At 28.4% G+C, this 25,996-nt stretch carries 15 protein-coding genes; 8 read left to right on the top strand and 7 right to left on the bottom strand.

What is annotated here, in order from left to right; all coding sequences use genetic code 11:
- Window positions 1–15 precede the first annotated feature (15 nt).
- The gene (locus tag Q0997_RS07810) at window positions 16–708 is read right to left on the bottom strand and encodes a LytTR family DNA-binding domain-containing protein (RefSeq protein WP_299887009.1); all 693 of its coding nucleotides are present in this window, start codon (window positions 706–708) and stop codon (window positions 16–18) included.
- Complete coding sequence (locus Q0997_RS07805) at window positions 705–1,529, bottom strand: sensor histidine kinase (protein ID WP_299887006.1); 825 nt, start codon at window positions 1,527–1,529, stop codon at window positions 705–707. The genes Q0997_RS07810 and Q0997_RS07805 overlap by 4 nt, the downstream gene beginning before the upstream one ends.
- Window positions 1,530–1,734: 205 nt before the next feature.
- On the opposite strand from Q0997_RS07805, the gene Q0997_RS07800 reads away from it, so the two are divergent.
- Together Q0997_RS07800 and Q0997_RS07795 are read left to right on the top strand one after the other, a co-directional pair.
- Window positions 1,735–2,907, top strand: coding sequence for a metallophosphoesterase (locus tag Q0997_RS07800; protein ID WP_299887003.1), 1,173 nt, complete (start codon window positions 1,735–1,737; stop codon window positions 2,905–2,907).
- Window positions 2,908–2,925: 18 nt separating this feature from the next.
- Window positions 2,926–3,609: a type II CAAX endopeptidase family protein gene (locus Q0997_RS07795; RefSeq protein WP_299887001.1), complete on the top strand. Its 684-nt coding sequence runs from the start codon at window positions 2,926–2,928 to the stop codon at window positions 3,607–3,609.
- Window positions 3,610–3,728: 119 nt separating this feature from the next.
- Here Q0997_RS07795 and Q0997_RS07790 read toward each other — a convergent pair whose 3' ends face one another.
- Genes Q0997_RS07790 through Q0997_RS07770 form a run of 5 tightly spaced genes read right to left on the bottom strand, consistent with a single transcriptional unit; the run spans window position 3,729 to window position 7,852 of the window.
- Window positions 3,729–4,178, bottom strand: a complete 450-nt coding sequence (locus Q0997_RS07790) for an NUDIX domain-containing protein (protein WP_299886998.1) — start codon at window positions 4,176–4,178, stop codon at window positions 3,729–3,731.
- 24 nt (window positions 4,179–4,202) lie between these two features.
- The gene (locus tag Q0997_RS07785; RefSeq protein ID WP_299886997.1) at window positions 4,203–4,463 is read right to left on the bottom strand and encodes a hypothetical protein; all 261 of its coding nucleotides are present in this window, start codon (window positions 4,461–4,463) and stop codon (window positions 4,203–4,205) included.
- A gap of 20 nt (window positions 4,464–4,483) precedes the next feature.
- Window positions 4,484–5,458, bottom strand: a complete 975-nt coding sequence (locus Q0997_RS07780) for a deoxyhypusine synthase family protein (protein WP_299886994.1) — start codon at window positions 5,456–5,458, stop codon at window positions 4,484–4,486.
- Window positions 5,448–6,389, bottom strand: coding sequence for an agmatinase (gene speB, locus Q0997_RS07775; RefSeq protein WP_299886992.1), 942 nt, complete (start codon window positions 6,387–6,389; stop codon window positions 5,448–5,450). The genes Q0997_RS07780 and speB overlap by 11 nt, the downstream gene beginning before the upstream one ends.
- The gene (locus Q0997_RS07770; RefSeq protein WP_299886990.1) at window positions 6,389–7,852 is read right to left on the bottom strand and encodes an arginine decarboxylase; all 1,464 of its coding nucleotides are present in this window, start codon (window positions 7,850–7,852) and stop codon (window positions 6,389–6,391) included. Before Q0997_RS07770 ends, speB begins: the two co-directional genes overlap by 1 nt.
- A 388-nt stretch (window positions 7,853–8,240) precedes the next feature.
- Between Q0997_RS07770 and Q0997_RS07765 the strand changes: the two genes are divergently transcribed.
- The 6 genes from Q0997_RS07765 (at window position 8,241) to Q0997_RS07740 (ending at window position 25,311) form a co-directional block, all read left to right on the top strand.
- Window positions 8,241–8,654, top strand: coding sequence for a VOC family protein (locus tag Q0997_RS07765; protein ID WP_299886988.1), 414 nt, complete (start codon window positions 8,241–8,243; stop codon window positions 8,652–8,654).
- Window positions 8,655–8,857: 203 nt separating this feature from the next.
- Window positions 8,858–12,073: an AsmA-like C-terminal region-containing protein gene (locus Q0997_RS07760; RefSeq protein WP_299886985.1), complete on the top strand. Its 3,216-nt coding sequence runs from the start codon at window positions 8,858–8,860 to the stop codon at window positions 12,071–12,073.
- Window positions 12,074–12,171: 98 nt separating this feature from the next.
- Window positions 12,172–13,230 carry an AraC family transcriptional regulator gene (locus tag Q0997_RS07755; protein ID WP_299886982.1) on the top strand — a complete coding sequence of 353 codons (1,059 nt, stop codon included), beginning with the start codon at window positions 12,172–12,174 and terminating at the stop codon, window positions 13,228–13,230.
- Window positions 13,231–13,409: 179 nt separating this feature from the next.
- Window positions 13,410–14,690 carry a type 1 glutamine amidotransferase domain-containing protein gene (locus Q0997_RS07750; RefSeq protein ID WP_299886979.1) on the top strand — a complete coding sequence of 427 codons (1,281 nt, stop codon included), beginning with the start codon at window positions 13,410–13,412 and terminating at the stop codon, window positions 14,688–14,690.
- Window positions 14,691–15,250: 560 nt separating this feature from the next.
- Window positions 15,251–16,660, top strand: coding sequence for a hypothetical protein (locus Q0997_RS07745; protein ID WP_299886976.1), 1,410 nt, complete (start codon window positions 15,251–15,253; stop codon window positions 16,658–16,660).
- Window positions 16,657–25,311 carry a hypothetical protein gene (locus Q0997_RS07740; RefSeq protein ID WP_299886973.1) on the top strand — a complete coding sequence of 2,885 codons (8,655 nt, stop codon included), beginning with the start codon at window positions 16,657–16,659 and terminating at the stop codon, window positions 25,309–25,311. The genes Q0997_RS07745 and Q0997_RS07740 overlap by 4 nt, the downstream gene beginning before the upstream one ends.
- Window positions 25,312–25,996: the final 685 nt, after the last annotated feature.

Below are 25,996 nucleotides of genomic sequence, written 5' to 3'. Positions count from 1 at the left end.
TTCAATAAAATATTCTTAAAATAACTTATTAATATTTATCTTATAAACTTTTCCAATAGGAATTACAAAGTCATTAATGAATATTCTATTACCTTCTATAGAATTAATGTGGTTCTTTGAAGTAATAAATGATTTGTGAACTTGAAAAAAATCATCTTGCGGAAGCATATTGATAAAGTCTGAAATTTTCCCTCGCACCTTTATTTCTTTATCTGCAGATATTATTTTGCAATAGTTGCCTATAGCTTCAATAAATAGAATGCTATCCAGTTTTATTTGAATTAGTTTTTTATTTGATCTTATAAAAATACTTTTTTCTGAATTAACAGATAATGTGGTAGTTACATTAGAACCAGTCTTAAATAATTCAATTTTATTGATTGCTTTTAGAAAACGCTCAAAACTAAAAGGCTTTAGCAAATAATCTACAACATTAAGTTCAAATCCATCTAAAGCAAACTCACTGTAAGCAGTTGTAACAATCACTTTTGGTGGGTTTTGTAAGGACTTTAAAAAATCGAATCCTTTAAGTTTGGGCATGTTTAAATCTAAAAACATTACATCTACATGATTTGACTGTAAGTATTCTATTGCTTCTATGGCATCATAACAATTTTTAGCCAATTTAAAATTGGAAAATTTATCACAATAACCTTTAATAATGTCATGTGCTATATATTCGTCATCTATAATTAAATAACTAATCATAATTGAATTTCTAATGTTGCTTTAAAAATTTCGTTTTGTGTTTTGGTTGACAAACTATTTTGCTTTGGATATACTAATTCCAAGCGCCTTTTTAAATTCTTTAAACCAATGCCTTTTTCAGTTTTATGTGTGCTGTCAAAATTATTTTCAATTTCAAAAAAAACGTTTTCTCTATTGGCTTTTATTTTCATACGAACATACGCATCTTCTCGTAATACTTCAACACCATGTTTAAAAGCATTCTCCACTAAAATTATAAATAATAAAGGCATTACTTTTACCTTGTTATTATCTATATCCCTATGAAATGAAACCTCAATATGTTTGTGATATCTCATTTCATGTAATTCTATATAATTAGAAATAAAATCAATCTCTTCTTGTATGGAAACTTTATCATTTTGTCCTTCATATATGCTATAACGCATCATATCTGATAGTTTTAAAATTAACTGTTTTGCCTTAACGGAATTAGTATCAACCAATCCGTACAAATTATTAAGCATATTGAAGAAAAAATGAGGATTTACCTGTGATTTTAAATGTTTTAATTCTGTTTTGGCTTTTTCATTTTTCAAATTTATTACTTGCTTTATTTGTTTAAAAAACCAATGCACTCCGTAGAATATTATGAGTACAGTTATTAAAATGTAATACGCAATAATAGTATATACAAGTATTGAATTTGCATTTATTGAAATCGTAGTTGAATCTTCTTCAGTTGTAATGACAACATAACTGATGTAGAATAAAGGAATAAGTATTGAAATTCCTCCAATGACGAGAAGTAACTTTTTGTTTTTATATATCCAAGCTATCATGTTACAAAATAACGAATTGTTTATTAGCTTATAAAGCTCCTGGGATAAACAATTTGTTTAGTGTGACAAACCATCTAAAAAAATGTTCAAAGCAAACTTATCATCATTTTTTCTATTTACATCTCATTTTTTAAAGCTTATATCCCAATTAATTTTAACATGATACCGTTCTTATCATATTTGCTTAAACAAATAATTTAATAAGATGAAAAAAAGAATTTTAAGATATTTTAAGCATATATTTTCAACCTTAATTGTATTACTTATTGTTGGAAGTTTAGTTCTCTTTTATTTAAACGGTACTTATAATTATGGACAGAATGATTTGCGATATAATTTACATAATGAAGGTCCTTATGTTTTTTATGAAAATGATAGTATTGTAAATATTAACTATGTTAAAGGTAATAAAGAAAGTGGTTTTTATGTGGATAAAAAAAAATCTCATGTTGCAGAAGAAACTACATTAAGCACTTATTTTCCATTAGACTCATCCTCATTCAGTTTTGAATTAAAATCTGAATTTAAAACTCCAAAATCTATTTACAATGATGGTAATAAAATTTTGGCTATCTCAGATATAGAAAGTGGTTATAAAACTTTTAGAGATTTTTTAATTGCTAATGGAGTTATTGATAAAAACCTTAATTGGACTTTTAGTAAAGGGCATTTGGTACTGGTAGGCGATTTTGTGGATAGAGGATTTTCTACAACTCAAGTCCTTTGGTTTATTTTTAAATTAGAGCAAGATGCAAAAAGACATGGTGGCTTGGTACACTTTATTTTAGGGAATCACGAACTCTATAATATGCAAGGTCAATATAAATCTGCCGAGCAAAAATATTATGCTGTAGCTTCTATATTAGGAAAACAGCAATATGATTTATATAGTAAAAATTCAGTTCTTGGTAGATGGTTGTCTAGTAAAAATACGATTGAACGTATCAATGGAGTGTTATTTGCCCATGGAGGTATTCACCCAGAATTAGTAGAAGCCAAGGTTACCCTTGAAGATATAAACCAAATAAATAGAACTAACTACTATAATACTTATTTCCCAAAACCAGTAAAATCTATAGAACAACTTATTCTATCGCACAAAAAAGGAGTGTGCTGGTATCGTGGTTATTTTAAAGATGATTTATCTCAAGATGAAGTAGAGAAAGGAATAGAAAAGTTTAATGCAAAAAGTATTGTAGTAGGACACACATTACAATCTATGGTAAAAAAACTATATCAAGGAAAAGTTTATGCTATAGATGTAAGGCATCCTAGGGATTACATTAGTATGTGGCCCAATCGAAAATCTGAAGGTCTTTTAATTAAAGATAATAAGTACTATCAAATATTGCATACAGGTGAAAGAAAAGAATTGTAAAACAATAAATTTAAACATATGAAAACCAAAATATATAATACATTAACTAAGCCTTACATTGTAATTCTTGTTATGTTTTTAGCACCACTATTAAACTTGTTTGATAGAAATGTTAGTTTTTTTTTCGGTTTGGGAGTTGCACTATTAATACTTTGGTCAAGTTCTTTTAACGTAACATTATTTGGCTTATCCAAAAGACTAACAAAAAAGACTGTTGTCAAAGCCTTGATGCTGTCTGTTTTAATATTAATTGCTTATGTACCTGTAAGTATCATAATAGACCAATATTTTGGAGAGGCAGATTTATCATCTTTAGACGATTTAAAACACAATACGGTTGGTTATATATTGACCCTTATTATTGTTTGGGTTTTTGCAGCTTTTGGAGAAGAGCTCTTGTTTAGAGGCTATTATCTTAAATGGTTGGCAGAATTGTTTGGAGACTCTAAAACATCTTGGTTTATCTCTGCAATAGTAGTAACAATATACTTTGGTGTATCCCATTACTATCAAGGCATTTCTGGTGTACTTGGTATTATACCTTTTGCATTTATTTATGCGCTTGTATTTTTAAAAAATAAAGATAATTTGTGGCTTTTGATTTTCATGCACGGTTTTCATGACACCATAGGCTTGACATTTATTTATTTAGATATAGAAAACCCAATTGTAAAGTTGTTTGAGCAATTATTATTGAATTGACAACAGGACTTTATTTAAATAGAGAAATTTGAGAAATAAAAAATAGTTTTCGACTTAGAGTATAGGAGCGGTTAATAATGTATTTTTTAAGCTTTTAAACATTAAAAATATGAAAAGTATTATTTATTTTGAGATAATACTTTTTCTATCCTTTTAAGTAGTTTTATATTTCTTCTTACTTTTTTTGTAAAATACTCTTTAGTTGCTTTTCTATCTTCTTTATCTAAATATTCAATGGCATCTTTCCACTTTATCCAATATACAGCTTTAAATTTTTCTGTTTCAATAACTTTAAAGGCATCAGAGTTTGTTTTTAGTTTATAGTAGTGCTTTACAATTATAGTATTGTCAATTGTTTTAGATTTTGTTTTAAAAAATGTTAGATCATTTGGATTTATTTTAAATCCAATTTCTTCCATCGTTTCTCTAACTAAGGTTTCTTCAAGCGTTTCCTTTTTTTTAGAAATACCTCCAGCAAAACTTAGTTTTATAGGCGTGTCTATTTTTTCTAAAACCAGTATAGAATTGCCTTTAACGGCTAATAGTCTAGTTTTGTTAATGATTTTCATTTTTATCATATACTATTTTACTAACTAATTATCTAATGCTTCAATATCTATATCTAAATCATCGCCTTCTATTTCAAAATCTTGCATTGCGTTAACGAGTTTTTTGCTAACCTTAACCAAATAAATAGTATCAATAGTCCTAACTTCAACACATTCTATAATTTCATTATGTTGATTTTTAAATGAAATAATGCTTTCATCTCCATAACCATCAGGATACTTAGTAACTAATAGATTTAAAATGTCGTTATTGAGTTTACTGTAATCAACAATTACTCTTTTCATGTTTTGGTTGTTTTTCATCTTTACATATTTAGTAAGTAAGCGAATATTAATGGAGCTACTATAGTCGCATCAGATTCTATTATAAACTTAGGTGTATTAATGTCTAGTTTTCCCCAAGTGATTTTCTCATTTGGTACAGCACCAGAGTAGGAACCATAGCTTGTTGTAGAGTCACTTATTTGGCAGAAGTAACTCCAAAAAGGAGTATTTGTTCTTTCCATATCTTGATATAACATAGGTACTACACAAATAGGAAAATCGCCAGCAATGCCACCTCCAATTTGGAAGAATCCTATTCCATTTTTAGAGTTATTAGTGTACCAATCTGCTAAGAACGTCATATACTCAATACCAGATTTCATTGTGTTTACTTGTAACTCTCCTTTTAACACATAGCTTGCAAAAATGTTACCCATAGTACTATCTTCCCAACCTGGGCAAATTATAGGTAAATTCTTTTCCGCTGCAGCATACATCCAAGAGTCTTTTAAATCGATTTCATAATACTCTTCAAGCACCCCAGAAAGTAGCATTTTATACATATACTCGTGAGGCAAATAACGCTCTCCATTGGCTTCAGCATCTTTCCAAATTTTCACAATATGTTTTTGTAAGCGTCTAAATGCTTCTTCTTCGGGTATACATGTATCTGTAACACGATTTAAACCTTGCTCAAGTAAATTCCATTCTTCTTGTGGTGTTAAGTCTCGATAATTTGGAACACGCTTATAATATGAATGCGCAACCAAATTCATAATGTCTTCTTCCAAATTTGCACCAGTGCAAGAGATGATTTGTACTTTGTCTTGACGAATCATTTCGGCAAAACTTTTTCCTAACTCTGCAGTACTCATAGCACCAGCTAATGATACTAACATTTTTGCGCCATTCTCTAATTGCATTTCATAAGCTTTTGCGGCATCAACCAATGAAGCAGCATTAAAATGTAAATAATGGGTTTCTATAAATTGTGAAATAGGACCTTTAGTATTCATACTCATCGTCTTTGTTGAATTTTGAAATGTTATTTTTTGATTTTGTTATATAATCGTTATCAAAGTCATCTTCTGCGTCACTATATTGAAATTTATAACTTAACATTTTGTAATATAATTTAGCAGCTAGAAAATCTGAAGATTGATCAATTTTATTGGGACACAACTCAACAATATCAAAACCTACCACATTTTTTTCTTTAAAAACTTGTTTTAAATAATCCAATGTTTCGTACCATAATAATCCACCAGGTTCTGGTGTACCTGTACTTGGCATAATTGAAGGATCGAATACATCTAAATCTATTGTAATGAATACATTATTTGTCATTTGGTCTATAGATGATTCTATCCAAGAATCATTAATAGCCATTTCGTGAGCGAAATAGGTTTTATCATTATCCATTATGGTAGTTTCAGAAACATCCATAGAACGAATACCCACTTGAATTAGGTTTGTTGTTTGGCTTGCCTCATAAACCGCGCAAGCGTGATTACAAGTAGAGCCTTCATAGCTTTTTCTTAAGTCGGCATGGGCATCAAGTTGTAATACCGTTAAGCTATTATAGCATTCATTAAAAGCACGAATAGTACCTATAGAAATTGAATGCTCTCCTCCAAAAATGGTGACAAACTTATTTTTTTTAATGTATTTTTTTGTGGCTGTATGTACAGCATCAACCATAGTTTCAGGAGAACTGTTCTCTGTAACCGATTCTGCTAAATAAACACCTTGTTTATAAACTTCCGTTTCAGTTTCTATGTCGTATAATTCCATGTTTTCAGATGCATTTAAAAAAGCCTGTGGGCCTTTATCTGCTCCCTTTTGCCAAGTGCTTGTACCATCATAAGGCACAGGAATTAAAACAATCTTTGCATTTTCTAATTTCGCTAGTTCTTCTGGAATGCCAGCGTAAGTATTGGTTTTCATTATATTGAATGTGTTAATCTATTTTTCTGTTGATGGTTAGAAGTATTAGAAATGTTTTTATTGATACCATAATCGTAACCTAGAATAGACAATAGTTGTTCAGAGGTTTGTTGTTCTGCGAAAACGGATGTTTCAATTTCTCCGTTATTATTTCTATTAATAAGTATATGTTTAGGCGTTGGAATTAAACAATGTTGTAAACCTCCAAAACCACCAATAGTTTCTTGGTATGCCCCAGTATTGAAAAAACCAATATATAAAGGTTTTTCTTGGCTAAATTTTGGTAGATAAATGGCATTCATATGCTGTTCGCTATTATAATAATCATCACTATCACAAGTGAGACCACCTAATAATACACGTTCATATTCTTTATCCCATCCGGTAATTGGTAGCATAATAAATCGTTTATTAATAGCCCAAGAATCGGGTAGAGTTGTAATAAAAGAAGAATTAATCATATTCCATTTTTCTCTATCATTTTGTTGTTTTTGATAGAGCACTTCATAGATTCCGCCACCACTTTCTCCAACAGTAAAGCTACCAAATTCTGTAAAAATATTTGGAACATCTACACTTGCTTCAATACAGGCTTGTTTTATTTGACGAATAATTTCATCCACCATGTATGCATAATCATAGTCAAATGCTAATGAGTTTTTTATAGGAAATCCACCACCAATATTTAAACTGTCTAGCGTTGGGCATTCTTTTTTGAGTTTAACATAAACACTCATACATTTAGATAGTTCATTCCAATAATAAGCTGTATCACGAATACCAGTATTAATAAAGAAATGCAACATTTTAAGTGTCACCTTTGCATTGTCTTTTATCTCATTATTATAAAAGGGGACAATGTTTTTATACCCAATACCAAGCCTTGAAGTATAGAATTCAAACTTAGGTTCTTCTTCAGAAGCGATACGAATACCAATATTATAGTTGTCTTTAACTACTTGGTCAAACAAATTAATCTCTTCGTAATTGTCTATAACTACAATACAATTTTTATGCCCATTATTTATAAGTTTTGCAAGGTTTTGAACATATTGATCGCGTTTAAAACCATTACTTATAACATAAGTATTGTTTGTTATTTTGCCTTCAGCTTTTAGATTTTCAACAATATCAACATCAAATGCAGATGATGTTTCAATATGAATATCGTTTTTAAGTGCTTCATCTAAAACATGTTTAAAATGAGAGCTTTTTGTACAATAGCAATAATAATATTGTCCCGTATAATTATTTGCTTTAATAGCAGCATTAAACCAATGCTTTGCTCTGTTTATATTTTTAGAGATTTTAGGTAAGTATGTAAATTTTAAAGGCGCACCATATTTTTTAATAAGGCGTTGTAAATCAATTCCGTAGAAATTTAATGCGTTTTCATTTAAGGTGAATTCTTCCTGCGGAAAATCAAAAGTTTGATCGATAAGATCGAAATATTTTGTTTTCATTAGTATGTATTTAAGAAATTAAAAAAATCAGAATGGATAGTGAATGCTATTCAAGTGTTAATTATCTCAAATACGTATAATATTAAAGCTATTGGGGACAAAGAATCTTTGTTCCAATAGTAAAAGCAATGTATTAATTTTAAAAGTCAGCCTGAGAATTCGGTTCTCTATCCCTAGAGCAGTTTTTGGAGTAGACTTTTTTATTCTCCTAAACCCGAACCTGAAAAAAGATTTCATTTGTTTATGGCAATGCGTTCTTTTAATTTACGAACTCATTATATAACAAACTTAATAAAAAAATGAGTTGGTAAAACTAAAAAAAAAAATATGATTTAAATTTATTATTTTTAGAATAGGAATATTTTTGAACTAATTAATGCAAATTAATATGGAAACGTTATTTCACCTTTCATTACCTTGTATAAATGTAGAACAAACCAAAAAATTTTATATCGAAACAGTTGGAGCTATTTTAGGAAGGCACTCTAATAACTGGGTAGATATTAATTTATTTGGACATCAAATCACTTTTTCTCAAGCAGGCAAATTTAATTTTAACAACCCTAATTATGTATTTGAAGGAAAAATTTTACCGTCCTTTCATTTTGGAATTATATTGAATGTAGATAAATGGGGAGTTATGTATTCTAAACTTAATACCCTAAATTTAGAAATAGTAACTCAAGCTACTTTTTTAAAAAATAAACATGGAGAGCATTTATCTTTTTTTGTAAAAGACCCAAATGGTTACATGCTGGAGTTTAAAAGTTTTAATAAACCAAATGAGGTTTTTAATTTTTAAATAAAGCTAAAATTTGTTCGTGTAGTTTTAACTTAAAATTTTGTTATTTTTCTTAATCAAAGTTTCTTTTAAAAAGTAATACTTTTGCAAGACGCTATTCTTTCTTTACTGTAATTGAAGGCATAAGTGTGAAGTCATAATATAGTGGATTACTATAATCATATTCGCATAAATACGTTATTGTAATAATTTTAATAAATATCATGAAATTTAGATTTTTAAAAAAACGAAAATTCTGGTGGAGATTTATTTCTATTACAATTCTATTGCCAATCCTATTTTTTGGTGCTGTTGTGCTGTATATATATTCAGAACAAGACGCTATTATTCAAAATGAGATTGCTATTTTAAATCAGGAACATCAAGGTTTAATTACTATAGGCGACACACATTTATCACCTTTTAGTAATTTTCCAGATATTTCTTTTAAGATAGATGATGTAAAGATTTATGAAACCAAAGAAGCCAATGCTTCAGTGATATTGGATGTTGCAGATATCTATTTAGGTTTCAATATATGGCGTATTGTTAAAGGAGATTATAACATTCGATCATTAATTATAGAAGAAGGCTTCTTTCATTTTGTGTTACATACCGATAATACCAACAATTTTCAAAATGCTTTATCGTCTTCTTCCGATGAGGAAGACAGTGATGGATTTGCGAATATCAAACTTAAGAATATTGAGTTGCGTAATCTGGATGTTCATAAGCTAGACGAAATAAACAATACAGATTTAGAAACCTATATTCATCGAGCAAAAGGTGGATTCGATATAAACAAAAGCGAAATTTCTACTCATATTGATACAGAGTTTGAAATGAATTTAATAGATAGTGGTGATACTACTTATATTCGTCATAAGCATTTTAAATTGCATACAGATGTCACGCTTAATCAAAATACAGGACTACTTTCCATTAAACCTTCTGGAGTTAAAATGGAACATGGTGATTTTGAGTTAGAAGGCTCTATAAATACTAAAAATGATGTAGATCTTGATCTTACTATAAAAGGGACAAAGCCAAATTTTGATATGCTCATTGCTTTTGCTCCAGAAGATCTTATACCTGTTCTGGAACGTTACAAAAATGCTGGCAAGATATATTTCAATGCAATAGTTCAAGGGCCTGTACTTCACCAACAAACGCCATTTATTGATGTCAATTTTGGAGCCAGTGAAGCTTTTCTTGAAAATACAGATAAAGGTAAGCGCGTTAACGATATGGGTTTTAGCGGGTACTTTACTAATGGAGAAGAACGTAATTTACGTACCTCTACATTCTCGCTAACAGATATGACTGCCAAACTAGAAACAGGACATATTTTTGGTAATCTTGAGGTAAGTAATTTTGAAGCACCAGAAGTAGATATGCAATTGAATGTTGATTTTGATCTTGAGTTTATGGCAAGTTTCTTAAATCTTACTGATATAGATAACACCTCAGGAAATGTTTCGTTAGAGATGAATTTTCATGATATTATTGATTTGGACCATCCTGAAAATGCACTCAATAAACTTAATCAAGCCTATTTTAGCGAACTTAAAGTAACAAATCTAAGTTTATCTTCTGCAAATCTTCCCGCACCATTAGAGCAGTTAAACATGCATCTAATTATGAATGGTAAAGAAGCAACTCTAGATCAATTTGATATGTTATTGGGTAAATCTGATGTGTCTATAACAGGATATTTGTCAGATCTTCCTGCAATTGTACATCATACAGACACTCCAGTAATTGCGCATTTAGATATTAAATCTAATGTGTTAGACATAGCAGAAATAAGCCGTTATTCTGCAATAGACAGTACAGGTATAGATGAAAATATTGAAAACTTACGTGCAGGATTCTCTTTTAAATCATCGGCTAAGGCTTTTACAGAGTCTAAATACTTACCAAAAGGAGAATTCTTTATAGATAGTCTTCATGCCCAACTTAAACATTATCCACATAATCTTCACGATTTTCATGTGGATGTTCTTATAGATGATGAAGACCTAAAAATTGTAGATTTTACTGGTTTTATTGATGATTCCGATTTTCATTTTAATGGACTTGTACATAATTATGGCTTTTGGTTTCAAAAAGAACTTAATGGAGATGTTGATCTGGATATTACTTTAACATCTAATTTATTGCGACTGGAAGATATTTTTTCATATCAGGGAGAGAATTATGTCCCAAAAGACTATCGTCATGAGGAGTTCGAAAAGTTAGACTTGCACCTCAATTCTAGTATGCATTACAAAAAATCGGCATTGCACTCCATAGATATGAATCTTGATAAACTTAATACCAAAATGCATGTTCACCCTTTAAGATTCGAAGATTTTAAAGGCAGGTTTCATTATGAGGATAAGCATCTTGTAATTCAGGATTTTCATGGTAAAATTGGTAGAACTGTTTTTGATGTAGATATGAACTATTATCTAGGAGATAATCAGGTTATTAAAAAACGTGACAACTATCTTGGTTTGAAAGCTAATTATATTGATTTCGATCAGCTTTTTAATTTCAATACAAAGCCTTCGTTAGCTTATAAAGCAGCAGCAACAGAAAGTGCCGATGTTAAAGTGCATGCTGAAGCTTTTAATTTATATGAGTTACCCTTTACAGATATGAAGTTTGATGTAAATGTGGACCATTTTATAAATAAAAGTATCGATTTACAAGATATCAATGCAAAATTGCGAACCACGAAAAATCATTATATCTATGTAGATACTCTTACAATGCATGCTGCTGGAGGGAACTTTAAAATGTCTGGTTATTTTAATGGTAGTGACCCAAAACATATCTATATGAAACCAGATTTAGTAGCAGAAAATGTAGATATAGACAAACTGTTACTTAAGTTTGAAAACTTTGGGCAAGATCATTTGGTGTCAGACAATTTAAAGGGTAGAGTTTCGACTAGAATAAATGGAAATATTAGAGTCTATCCAGATTTAGTTCCAGATTTAGACCAGTCTGAAATTCATATGGATGTAGAAGTCCTAAATGGTAAATTACAAAATTATGAACCTATAGCTATGCTATCTGATTATATGGGCGATAAAAACCTTAAAAATATCAAATTCGATACGCTTCAAAATCATCTAGATATTACTAATGGACGTATAACAATACCAAATATGACTATAGAATCTACCTTAGGTCATATGGAGTTATCGGGTACTCACGATACTAATCATAAAATTGAATATTATATAAGAATTCCATGGAAAACAGTTAGAAAAGCAGCGCGATATAAGCTGTTTAGTAACAAAAATAAAAAGGATAGTATAATAAATGAAGAAGAGATTATAGAACTGGATCCCAATAAGAGAGTGCGTTATCTTAATCTAAAACTGCATGGAAACATAGATGATTTTGAAGTGTCACTAAAAAAGGCCAAAAAGCGTAAAAAGAAATAAAGAGAACGCTAAGCCTCAATAATAATTTATAGTTACTATATTTTCTACCTGAGAATTGATTAAGTAGGTTATTGAAAATATTTTATTTTCTTTACAAGATGGAAGTAAATGCAGACATCTTAAAACATATCGAATTACTGATAGGTGGTATTGGTGTTATTATTAGTCTGTTATTTGGTATATTTTTATTAGTTACCAAGACAGAACAACACAAAGCTAATTTCTTCTTGTCAATGTATTTATTGGCGTTTAGTTTACGTATCGGGAAATCTTTGTTTTATAATTATTTCCCAATAGATCCTGTGATTCGAAATGTGTTTTTAGCAGTACTATTAGCCATTGGACCTTCTCTATGGCTGTATGTTTTTCTACGGAAACATCCACTACATCAACTTGTAAATAAAACACATTTATGGCATTACTTGCCAATGCTAATTTTTATTGCCTTATGCTGGATAATTCCAAACGACAGAAGTGCTTTAGCAAGATTATTGCACTATGTGCTCATCGCTCATATTTTTGTGTATGCAGGATATACATTTTATTGGCTACTTAAAGATAAAGGTGACAAAAAATCGACGTCGCATAGAGAACGTAAAATTGATAGTTGGTTACGATTTTTTGTAACCACTACCTTAATCGTTGTAATTATCTATTTCTTTATTATACAAAATATAATTCCTTATTATATGGGAATGGCGTTCCTATTTTCAGCTGTGATTATTGCGTTTTCCATTTGGTGGTTGCAAAACCCTTTTCTTTTTAAAATTGAAGCCGAAAAATATGGTCAGTCCACATTAGAGCAAGATGAAATTGTCGAATTATCAGGTACGTTAAAGCGATTAATGACTTCAGAAAACCTCTATCTCGACCCAGATTTATCCTTAGGTAAATTGAGTAAGAAGATGGGTGTTACATCCAAACGATTATCACAGGTCATCAATCAATCTGAAAATATGAATTACTCAAAATTCATAACAAATTATAGAGTGGCGGAAGCTAAGAAACGATTGGTTGCAGACGAGTATAGCCACTTAAAGATTTCAGCCATTGCTTACGATAGCGGTTTCAACAGTTTATCTTCTTTCAATGCTGCTTTTAAGAATATCACTTCCACCACGGCAGTACAGTATCGTAATTCTTCAAAACAAAAATAATATTGCTTATGTGTTAAGCTTTCGCGAAAGCGCAATACACCCCTTGATAATCTTTCTTTAGCACATACTCCAAAATATATTTAATCCTTTCCATTTTGTATGCCAACATCGTGATGTAAGTAGGAAGCTGAATCTAAACCTTAGACATTTGCAGCATATTAATATTAAAAACAATCAATATGAAAAATCAAATTCTAATTCTAATATTAGTAATGCTTCTTACACTTCAATTTACAAATGCCCAACCTAAAATGGATGAAGATGTGAATACATCAGCTATTAATTTAATTATTCTTAATGATGACGGAGATATTTTATTAAAAAAAGCAACCATTGGTTGGATTACAATAGGTGCATTTTATGAGAAAAGACAAACTATAAATGAAGTTATCGATAGTATCTCAAATAGATATGGAGTGTCCATTACAAAACCAAACCTTAAAGGTGTTTTTACTTATAAATTTGGCTTTAATAATTCTTTAAGTGTAAGGCAGATTTATGTTGCTAAATCTACTACCAATGATTTACCAACAAATAAAAATGTAGAATTCCATTGGGCTCCAAAAGATGAGGCTATAGAAAAATTTAAAAGCACCATTCCATCTCAAGGCGAAATGATATCGCAAATTATAGAATATCCTCAAGTAGTTTGGGGTGGGTCTTTTTTAATTAAAAGAGAAAATGAGAAAATGACTTCTGAACAAACAGAAGATTTTTATCCAATAAGTGACCCTTCTGTCTATAGAACATCATCTAGAGTCAATAATCCTATACAGAATTCCGTTTTATTTATAGTCTCAAACGCTCATTTTTATGGGGATACAAAACTAACAACCGGTAATAGTTTTTCAGAAATTGTAAATGCTTATGATGTTTTTAAAAATGCTGGTTATACTGTTGACTTTGTAAGTCCTGAAGGCGGAGCAGTTCCATTGGCATATATTAATACTTCTGATGAAATGAGTAAAAAATACTTATATGATTCAGCTTTTATGAATACTTTGAAAAGCACTAAAAATCCTTCAGAAATTGATGCTTCAAAATATAAAGCAGTACAATATATTGGCGGAGGAAGTGCTATGTTTGGAGTACCTGAAAACAAAAATATTCAAAAAATAGCTATGGATATTTATGAAAAACATAACGGGATTATTTCTTCGGTTTGTCATGGTACAGCAGGAATTGTAAATCTAAAAACAAAAGATGGCAGGTATTTAGTTGATGGTAGAAGAGTAAGCGGTTATCCAGATGATTATGAAAATACAGAAAAAGAATATTTTAAAACTTTTCCTTTTTTAATTAAAAAAACAATTGAAGAACGAGGAGGAGATTTTAGATTTTCTGAACGAGGGAAGTTTACTTTAGAAGTTGATGGACGTTTAGTAACTGGGCAGAATTATCAATCTTCAAAACCAGTTTCATTGAAAATCATACAACTGATAAATTCAAAAAATAAATAAAATACAATTCCGCACAAACCATATACAAAACGGTTGGCAATAATATTGACAACTACAAAGGTTCGAATTTGTCTTTTAGAATTACAAAATTGACTAAATATGAAAAATTCAATTGCACTAATATTAACTTTAACAATAGCATTCAATATTAATGCAAATGGACTTCTCTCATAAAATACCAATGATAACATTTGTACTATAATGTTCTGCGTTATGTAGTCTTGCTTTGGTAAAAGCGAAGTTCTTTAACCCAATTTCCTTGAATTTTTTTCTTCCAAAATGTTTCTTTAAAAATGTAATGGAATACTCTTTGCCCGATGTGTATGGAGTGGTTTGTATAAAACTAATTTTGTTATATTTAAAGTAATTATTTCATTATTGGTAATAAAACAAAATTGGAATCATAATATACCCTTTACCAGGTATTGAATAGCTCTGTTTTTTATTATAAGATTGTACTATATCTATTTTAATACTTAAAATTTAATGGAAAAAGAGATAAAGGCTACTAATTATAAATAATAATTGAAACTGGAATTTTTTCTAAATATTTAAACAATATGAACTTTTTTAAAATTACTAATTTTATTAAATCTATTTTTTTTATTTCATTTATTATTACGTTACAAAGCTGTAACTCAAATAAATTTATTGTTGACAAAAAAACAAATCAAGATGAAGCCTTTATTAGACCTCCTTCGAATTTTTTAGCCAGAAATATAAAATTTGATTCGCTAGGAAAAATAAGAAATGACAAAAGTATTATCATTATTAACAAGTTTGATTTAGAAGTACAAAAAGAAAAAGATAAGAGATTTAGTTCAAAAAAAATATTTAAATCAAAACGTTCTGGTTTTGGTGAAAGTTGGATAAAGAAAACAAAAGATTCTGTTTATAAAGGTCTACTAGATAAACCTCTTTATGTATACCTCTGCTATACAGGAAAAGAAATTAATTTTTATACTGTTTGGAATTATAAAGCTCTGTATAATAGTAATGATTCGTTAAATAAATTTGATATTCCTAAAACCTTAAAAACAATAGATGAATTAAGGTTATTGATTTCAGATTTAACGCACAAAAAGAAAGATACTTTTTATAGCAATATAGTATTAGTAAAAAATATTAAAACGGAAGAATATGGAGACGAAGTACTATTAAAAAAAGGAAATGAACAAGAAATTTTGAATTATTTCTTTAGTAATTTAACCTTACCGCTTTCGCTGAGTTTATACAATTATGGCTATGTTGATAAACGAAATACCAATGGTAATCGCCCTGCTTATTTTTTAGATAATAATTTTAGTTTAAGTGTTTTTTATCACACTCCTACAAGTTCACCCGAAAGTGGATATTCTACGCATTTATTTCATTCTGCAAAGACATTTAGTATTTATAAAGAGAGTGAGAAATTATATATTAATCAGCAATGGCCATATGATTGGCAGTCTTCCCAAAGTAACTTAGATACTATAGGTAGCGTTTCTATAGATTTAAGAACTCCTGCAAATTTTTTTAATTCTGGAAAAAAACATTTTATTATTTATTTTCCTAATAGAGATATTAGAACACATGAAAATAGAAATAATCTTTACAGAAAAGATATGATGTTGATAGGTTTAGACAATATTGAGGATTATTTTAAACTAAAATATGACAGTGCAATTCGAACAGTTATAAAATTAAAAAGAGGTAATAATTTATTTTATATCGATTATGGAGAGGATATCTACAGAAGATTGTTTTATGAAATTTCTTTTAATATTTATTACAACAGAGCTGGTAGAAGATTGATATCAGAAACAATACCTTTTGGCTTTTCTTATTCAAAATTTTTCAAAGCCATTAATTATAAGATAAAGAGATTAAATTCAAATAATAGATATAAAAATTTAAAAACTAAGAAGGGCTTAAATTTGAATGAAATACAGCTATTAATAAACCCATATGATAAAATAAGAAGAAAATGATAAAAAATATAACTAAGACTAGTACTAATAATATTTATACTATAGAAGGGCATGAGAATGTTAGAATTTTATCATATTCAGAAATCGAAGGACAATATAACGATATAGAGTCTCTTGTATCCAAAGCAAATTATAAAATTCATATTTTCAATAGCACTAGCTCTATAGATTCTAATAATGAACCTGAATCCTTTTCAATTTTCATTAGAGATTTAAAAATAAATATTTTTAATGAGCGTATTAGTTATTTAAATTTTCCTATTACAGATATGGAATTGGAATCAATTGATAACCAATATAAACTTAATGATTGGACATTTGAAATTGAAGACGCTTATTTAGTAAATAAAAAAGATAATATAGTCGACTGTCGTAATTTAAAATTAAATATACTGGACATTGATCCGATATTTAAATTGAGTTTCAAAGCAAAAAACGAACTCTTTTTTAATGGAGGAATTACTTTTTATGAAAACGCTAAATCAATAGGCTCTTCTCCCTTTTTTTATACTGATAATGAAATTGATTTTACCTTTAATATTTATCCATTAGCACAAAATAAAGATAATATAACTATTGATTCTAATGAAGTAAGACTAAATTTAATAGACAATAATGGAGATAATTTAATCGGAAAACAATTTGGCGATTTTAAATTTACACGAAAAAAATCAGGCTCTTACAGGGAAGATGGATCACCTTCTTATAGTTATGGATTTGGTCCAACAGGAAAACTTTTATTAGAATCTAAAACACTAAAAAATAAAATATTATTAAACGGAGGAGCAACTTACATAGAAAATAATAATGATACGATTATAGAATTTAGCTCATCATTAAACTCAAAAATAAAGAAGGAAAAAAAGCTAAAAAAACTTAAAAACGGCGAAGTTTTAGAAAAAGAAATTTATCAACTTACTAAAGGAGATTTTGAAGTTCCTTACATCAAATTTTTAACATATAATGAAGAAGCAGAAAAAGCAAACATAATTTACGATAATAAAAAAAGGTATTTTAAAGCTCCTCAAACAAGGGCATTTTATGATGAAAATGGAAATTTAGCTTCGATACCTATTGGTAATGCAAGTGACAGAGCTTTTCCTTATTTGCCTATTTTAGATAGCAAAGAATTATTAGATTTAGAAAATAAAGTTTTACTAAAAACGCGTGAAAATTTAATCCAAAAGACAAACAATAAATCTTTAAGTTTCTTAAAAAATACTGAATCAACAACTTATTATAAATCTAGTAATGGGTTGTTAAGAGATAATAAGAGAAACTATTTTTTCTCTGAAAAACAAACAAGTACAGAGGAAACATTTAAGTTTCAAATAAATAGTGGCCCAAAGGGAGACAGTTTTTTAAATGCTTTAGAGTCAGAAAACGCGTTTTTAGTTCTTACCTCTAATGAATTAAAAGCTTACATTAATAGCCAAATTGGAAAAATTGACATTAAGGGTTGGAAATTCCCTTTATTTTTTAAAAATGTTATTGAAGGTGAAATAGACACTACTCCTTTAATTATATTTAAATATAATAATATCCTTTTAAAAGATATGATCAAAGAAGATGGTAGTCATCTTAAATATTGGTCTAATAAATATCTTGAAAATGAAAAGATAGATGAAGTAAAACATGCTAATACCATAAGAGAATCAATAGATGGGTTACCAGGAGAAATTAAAAAGGCTAATTGGCAAGGTGTTATTGTATTAAATATACCAATTACATCAGACGAATTACCAGATGACATCAAAGGACTAGCTAAAGAAGATGACAAAACAACCTTAAAAGCAGACTACTTAGCTTTTCCTATTAGTAATATAGAAAATGGTACTATTAAAAAAACTTCGTTTTTTGCAGGTATTAATTATAATAACAATAAGTCAATTGTTGTTCAAAATGGATTTGGTTTTGAACTTAGAGAACTAATTGTAAAATTTACAAATTCTGAAATAACAGCCTTTAATTGTAAAGTTGATTTAAAAGCGGAAAAAATTTATAATCTAGATTTAAATGAAGCTGATGTAACCAATAGTGCAACTGATGAAAATTTAAATTCAACAGATATTGAACTTATTGGTTCATACATTAAAATTGAAGACAAGGATATTTATTCATTTTCAATTAAAAAAGATATAAAATTTACTTTTAAAGAATTCATTATAAAAAGTATTGAACTAACAGGGGCAACTTTTTATAAAGTAAAAAGTAATTTAGATAATAGTATTGACTATAAGTTTGATTTATATGGAGTTGTTACATTTAACACTGAAATTTCACTTCCTAAATTTGAAGTAAAAAATTATTTACCTAAAAGTTTTGAATTTTGGCAATTTGGTATTGATTATAATTTTGGAGGTGATGGTTTTCCTTTTAATCTTAACCTAAGTGATTTAGACGTCTCATTACAATGGTTTAGTGATGATGATACCTCAACTATTTTTAAAAGTTTTCCAATTAAATTTAATTCTTTTTGGTTTGGTAATAAAAAGATACAAAGCTTAAGCTTAGCGCCTATCATAGGAGATTTAACCAATTTAGAATTTGGATTTTTATTTGACCTAGATTTAGGTACATTAGGTGAAATGTCTTCACTTAAAAAATTAAATTCTAATCTATTTATTGGTTGGTCTGGAAAGAATGTAGAAGTTGGCTTTAAATTTAATGGTTTTACTACAAGTTTAGAAATTAATCTAAATGATGTTTTAGGTCTTAGTATAGACACCCTTAATTTGTGTCAAGTAAATAATCTTTTTTATTTGCAACTTATAAACTGTAGATTAACTATACTAGGTAATCAATATCCTAATAGCGAAAACAACATTCATGGAGTTATATTTAAAGATAGTAATAACAGTAAACTTGGATGGTTAGCTGTTTATGAGAATAATGAAGACGACATCGTTAAAATGGTTGCTCTAGGACAGAGAGTTGGGTTAAGTGAAGGAGAATCTACCGCTGAAGTTATTAATGAAGTTAAAAGCACCATAAAAAATGTAGAATTATGCAGTTCTGCCGTGACTAACTTGTACAAATCGGATAGAAATTGGCTAATAGCAGCAGATTTACAATTTAAAGATGTTGTAGATGTTAAGTTTATTTTTAATGATCCAAGTATGTATGGATTGTATTTAAAAATAAGCGAACTTTTTACATTAGATGTCCTTTATTATAAGGTAAATGATTCATTAGGAGTTTGGAAAAGCCAGTTTGAATTATCTCCAGAATTAAGAAACTGGGAGTTTGGCGCAGTTTCTTTTACGCTGCCTAATTTTGGGCTAGATATTTTTACGAATGGAGATTTTAAAGCAGATTTAGGATTCCCAAAAATTGGAAGATATACCACAGATTATTCCAATAGTGCAGTAGCTCAATTACTTCCTTTTATAGGTAAGGGTGGATTTTATCTAGCAAAGTATTCTGGTGGTCAGATAACTTGGTGTGTAGATGATGCTGGTAATAAACTGACTGCATTACAAATGGGAATGGCTTTAAGGGTTGGCATTGGTAAAGAGATTAAAAAAAGTGCGTTTTATGCCGGAGCATCTGTTACAGTTTACGGAATTTTTATTGGTACCGTTTGTTTTGAAAACAATAGTATTAAACCTAAAGGTTTTTCTATAGAAAGTCGTGTAGGTGTAATTTTAGAAGTTGTTGGTTATGTAGATTTTAGTATTGTTAAAGTAGCTGTTCACATTTGGGTAGAAATTTATACAAGCATGCTAATTGAAGATTATGGTAGTGGTTTAAAACCCATCATAGTTAAAGCAGGTGGTAGCGTAAAAGTTAGAATTACAATAGTCATTGCAAAAATATGTATTCGTGCATTTGGTCGTAAAAAATGTTGGAAAATTAAAGCAACTTATACATTCAAAACCTATATTGAATACAGATTTAATATCGGGGGAGGAAATACTTCTAAGAAAAAAACTCTAGAGAATATTAAGTCTTTAAACAAAAACATTGATAAGAAAGTACTCTCTTTAATATATACACCTAATTTATTTGTAGAGAATGAAACCGCAGAGGCTAACGTAAAAGTGGCTCATTTAGTAGGATTGTTATCTTATCATGTTACTAATGAAGATAGTGGCATTACCAAATATGAAGATTTAGGAAAACATAAGGATTGGAAAGGAAATGGCACAACTGGATTTGAAAAAGGTAGATATTTCAATCCAATTAAAGATATACTTACTGCCATTTTTGATAATATGTCTACTGAGTTAAAAGACGAATTAATTGACACAGATAAAAATACTGTTGATGAAGATCTTTTAACTGAATACTTACGAGTATCTAATCCATCTAGTTTTTTTGAATACAAATTTCTCGATGAATTTACAGGAGATAATGATAGCGATTCTGTAGAGGTCAGTGGTCCTTCAAAATTATATTTTCCTTTAATTAATAATTTAAAATTAATTGAAAATGAACTAGGAACAAAAGATATTGAACAAATTGGAGACATTACAGAAAACTACAAAAATGAGATTAATGATTTTTTTGATTACTATAGGTTAAAAAAACAGGAAGATAAAAACAAAAAAGAATTCACTCAAAATATTAATTTATTTGATGAAATACTAAACGATTATTTTAAAACAATAGTAACGTTCGGATTAGAAAAAATTGTTAAAGAGGGAATTTCAATAGACAATTTTATTAGTTATAATAACCAAAATTTAGATACCAAAATTAATCTTAAAGTTCAAAATATCTGTTTTGAACTAGAAGGTTTAATAAATACATATTATGCTAATGGGTTAAGGTTACCAAATCCAAATAATGAGAGTAATGCAAAATCAATACCTTTATATGGTTTATTTAAAAATAGTATTTCCAAAATAAAAGATACAACAGTTTTTAAATTAAAAAAATCAGATAAAGTACTTCCAGCGACTATAGATAAAGAAACTGTAAGTTTTATAGAAACGGAGTTTAATGATGCTATAGATGGACTTAAAAAACCTAAAATTAATGCTTTAAAACCTTATAAAATAACTTCAAAAATATTTCCTACTTCTATTCATAAGTTAAAAAACGTTCCAAATGTTTATCTTTTAGATAAAGCTTTACAAAGCTTAAAATTTGATACTAATATTACAAATGAAAAAGAAGAAGTATTATCTGAAAATGTAATATCCAAAGCAATTAAAGTAACTTTTTTATGCAAACAAAAGAAAGATAACGAATATTTTGAATTTGTTGGTTGTGAACCAAGTCAAGCAGAATTATTGAGTAAATGGATAGAATCAAATTCTGAAAGTGAATATTCTTTAGTAACCGAAATAGAAAAAACGACAACAAATGATTCTACCGAAAAATGGTCTAAAACTTTAACCAAACAGGATTTAGATACTTATTTAATTTATAGAAATAATTTATCACCTAGAACATTTCCGTTTGGAGCATCAAACATAGAAAAGTCAAAACTAAAAGACGCACAAAAGAAAGTACATATCTCTTATTTTTCAGATGATATAGACTCTCAACATGAATATAAAAGTAGCAAGAAGAATTTTGTAAAACTTTTAAGAGATGCTGGGTTAACTAATAATGGCGGTTATTTTGGTCAAATAAAAGAAAAAGGTAACGATGATACATCATTATTGTTCGATGGTCAAAAGGATGAGGAATTTAATTTAACGTTTGTTTTTTATAAAAACGCTAAAGAAATAGTACAATCTGGCTATAACATAGATATTTCTTTTGAAGAATTTCATAACTGTTTTGTTTTAAATACAGTTGATGATCTAAATGATAACTCTAAACTCTTCCTAAAAGAAACAGAAAACCGAAGAAACACAGAGAATAATAGCATATTTAAAGATTATACAACTACTAGGTTACCAAATACAATTGGATTTAGTCTAGAAAGAACAATTCCTGAAAATGATAATATTGTTCTAAATGATTATAGATTATTAGAATATGATATTTCTGAATTAGATAATGTAAACTTTAATAACGTTATCCCTATTTTACCTCTAGAATCGGATAATTCAGAAAAATGGATCTATAAACAAATAATTCCTATAGATAGAGAACAAAACAGATATGATAGTATAGGTAAAGAGTTTACGATTAAAGGAAATTGGAGAAATGAACTTGGTTTCAGATTAAGAGGAGTAGAGTTAGAACAATCTCAAATATATACTCATCAATATTTTGATGAAATTATTCCACCTGCAGAATATCCATATTTTAAAGCAATCTTAAATAAAAATTTAAAAGTTGAATTATCTATTGATATTAGAGGAGCTATTATAGATCTTTTAGAAAAAGAAGTGCCAAAAGATCTTTTAGAGGAGGAGGAATCTAATAGTTGGGTAATAAAAACAGTATCTAATGATAATATAAGATATGAAGTAACAGATGAAAATGAATTCTTTATAGCATTAAAAAGAAACTTCTTAGGTGATATTAATAATGACCCTGGAATTTTAGATCAGGTTAGCCTAATTTATGATCAACTAGAAGATATTAAAAATAACAAAGGAAAGGTTGAACTTGTAAATAAAGAATCTCATAATCTAGAACATGTTGTTAATGATGATATTCATAGCGAATTATTTGCTCTAATTGAGGAGGCAAAAGTGAAGTTATCGGATACTAGTCTACAAAAACTTAGTAAAACCACTTATTTCTATGTTAAATCACTAATTGATGATAATGGTAAGAAAACAACTACTTTAAGAAGTTCGTACAACAACATTATTAAAAAATTCAATATTTATGAAGCTACTAATTCTAATATTCAAAATATTGATAAATCTGAAATAATACCTTTGGAGTTTTTAATTAAATTAACAAGAAATCTTGACCATGTACCGAAAACATTTTTACTTAAATCAGATAATGATAAGAAATTATATAAGCAAGTTTATGAAGTGAATTCTCCCGTTTTTATTGATAAGAACAATAATGCTTTGATCTCTGGTATAGAAAACAAGACAAATACAAAACTAGGAATAGGTTACAATCGTAAATATGCAAAAGAATATATATATCTTATTCCTGAAAAAAAGATAACATTTAAAAATGAAGGGACTCAAGTTTTAAGTATTAAACCAATAAGCAATTCTTTATATACTGGAGACTATGAAAATAGAATAATTGAAAACAATATAGAAATTGAAAGCAATACAGAAATTAAAAACAATACAGATTTAGAAGCAAGTTTAAGAAAAATACTTGTAAGAATTGAAGATCTGCTAAAACCTGAAAACATATTAGAAGAATCTATTTCTATGGCTTCTATAGATAATATTAACAAATTTCTTAATTATAAAATGGAAATAGCCGGTGTCCTTCAAACCTATCTTGGCGATGCTTTAAAAAGCGAATCTGATTCTAAAAGTAATATGGATTTTAGAAATATGATGCTGCAGAACCTTACAAATTTTCATAACCTTGACAATGTAGTGAATTTTACATGTAATAATCCTTACCCTAGAACAAAGCTTTTAATTGAAACCAATACAGATGATGATAATTTTAAAGCTATTCCAGGTAAAATGGAAGATAAAAATTTAAGTTTACTATTAGATTACGCAAAAAATAATCAACAAGCTGAAGGAAGTGTTATACAACAATTAAAATTAAAAAATAGGATAACACATATTGAACATAATTTTAGTCTTAATGATACAAACAACGATGCTCCTAAATCATCAGATTGGATAAAATTATATAAACCAATTAAAATTGAAGGTAAAAAAGAAATAAGTATTCCCGTTATAGTAAGAAGATTTCCAAAATCTCCTACTATTAAAGATTGTATAATAAGTAAAAGTGATGGGAATGACTTAGGTAGTTGGAAACTTGAGTGTGAGTTTACTTATAGAGATGCTATAGTTGGTGATATAATCGAATTTAATTTAAATTTTGAAACCAATAAAATATCAAAAAAATCTTCGAATCATTCTAACTCTTTAAATTTTGGAGCAATTGCTTTTCTTGGAAATCAAAAAAAATCATTAACATTAGGTGAAATACTTACAAATCCGATCTTAAATATAGCTAATACTAATGCTCTAAAAAGCTCAAAAGAGGGTGAGAATAAAGTTTCTGTTATGTTCGAAATGGTTAAAAAAGACAAATGGAAAAAGGAATCTAATGATAATGGAAAAATAGAAGAAGTTGAAAAAGGTGTTTATAAATTTAGTCTATCTACTATAGGAGGAGGAGAGTTTAATATTTTAAGAAAAGGAAAATTAAGAAAATCGGTTGATTTAAAGATGCAGGTTACTCGTAATTCAAAAATTGATGATGAAAAACTCAATGAAGACTTTAAATTTAAATCTCCTTGGGTAAGCTATCCGGGAACGTTAATTCCTAGATTACAATATTTAAGAAATGAAAAACTATTTTTTAATGATGATGCTATACGTTATAATAAAAAGGATTTTGAAAAGGAAGTAGGAGAGTGGGAAATATTTAATTTTACTATAGAAGAGTTTCAAAAAACAACACATGGTGTTAAAGAGTTATTAATTCCTAAAAAAATGAATTCATTTACTAATAAAGAAAAAGTTGAATTGAATAGTAAAACAAATTTAGTTCGCTTTACAGTATTTGATGAAAAAAATAATAATTTACAACCAATATTAATATCAGAAATCGAAATAACTAACAACAATTAAAATAAAAACATTTATAATATTACTGCCAACAATCTTCTTTTCAATTGCTTTTTTAACTGTAATTGGTTTAATCAAAAAGAGTGACAGGGTTTAGGTTTATTAAAGCAAAAAGGAGAAGGAGAGGAGAAGACAAGTGCGAGTCGCTTTGTTTTACTTCTTTCAGGTATTTTATCGAATACGCGATTTTTAATAAGAGCAAAAAGGTTAGCTTTTATTTTGGCGTTGGCAAGCGTTGGATAATTGTGTGTAAAATAAATTGCCAGAGCAATTTGATTTTATAAAACAATCGAGCGCTTGGTAGCGGCTATTTTACATAACGGCTAATTATAGTACAAACAGCAGAATGTTTCTTATTTAGTACTAAACCAAAAAGCCAAATGTTTAATGACCCAAGTTCTAGAGTTTATTGTGTGTACAATACTTTCTGGGATATTTTACATAATACTACATTATAGCTACACATCTAAATTATTCTAACGAAGACACAATTAGCTTGTACATAATTACTAGATATAAACCTAAAGGCATTATATCATTAATTATGTCAAATATCGCCCAAAAGCGCTATTACGCTAATTGTTGTAAAATGTACTATAATGTTCTGCGTTATGTAACTTGAGCTTTGGCTAAAAGCGAAAGTTGTTACTATAGTTTCTTGAAAAAATTTACTCCAAAAGTTTCTTCT

Origin of the sequence: uncultured Lacinutrix sp. (assembly GCF_947500325.1) — a bacterium.
In the GTDB taxonomy this organism is placed as follows: domain Bacteria; phylum Bacteroidota; class Bacteroidia; order Flavobacteriales; family Flavobacteriaceae; genus Lacinutrix.
The sequence above is the reverse complement of the archived record's forward strand: the minus strand, read 5'-3'. Positions and strand labels throughout refer to the sequence as shown.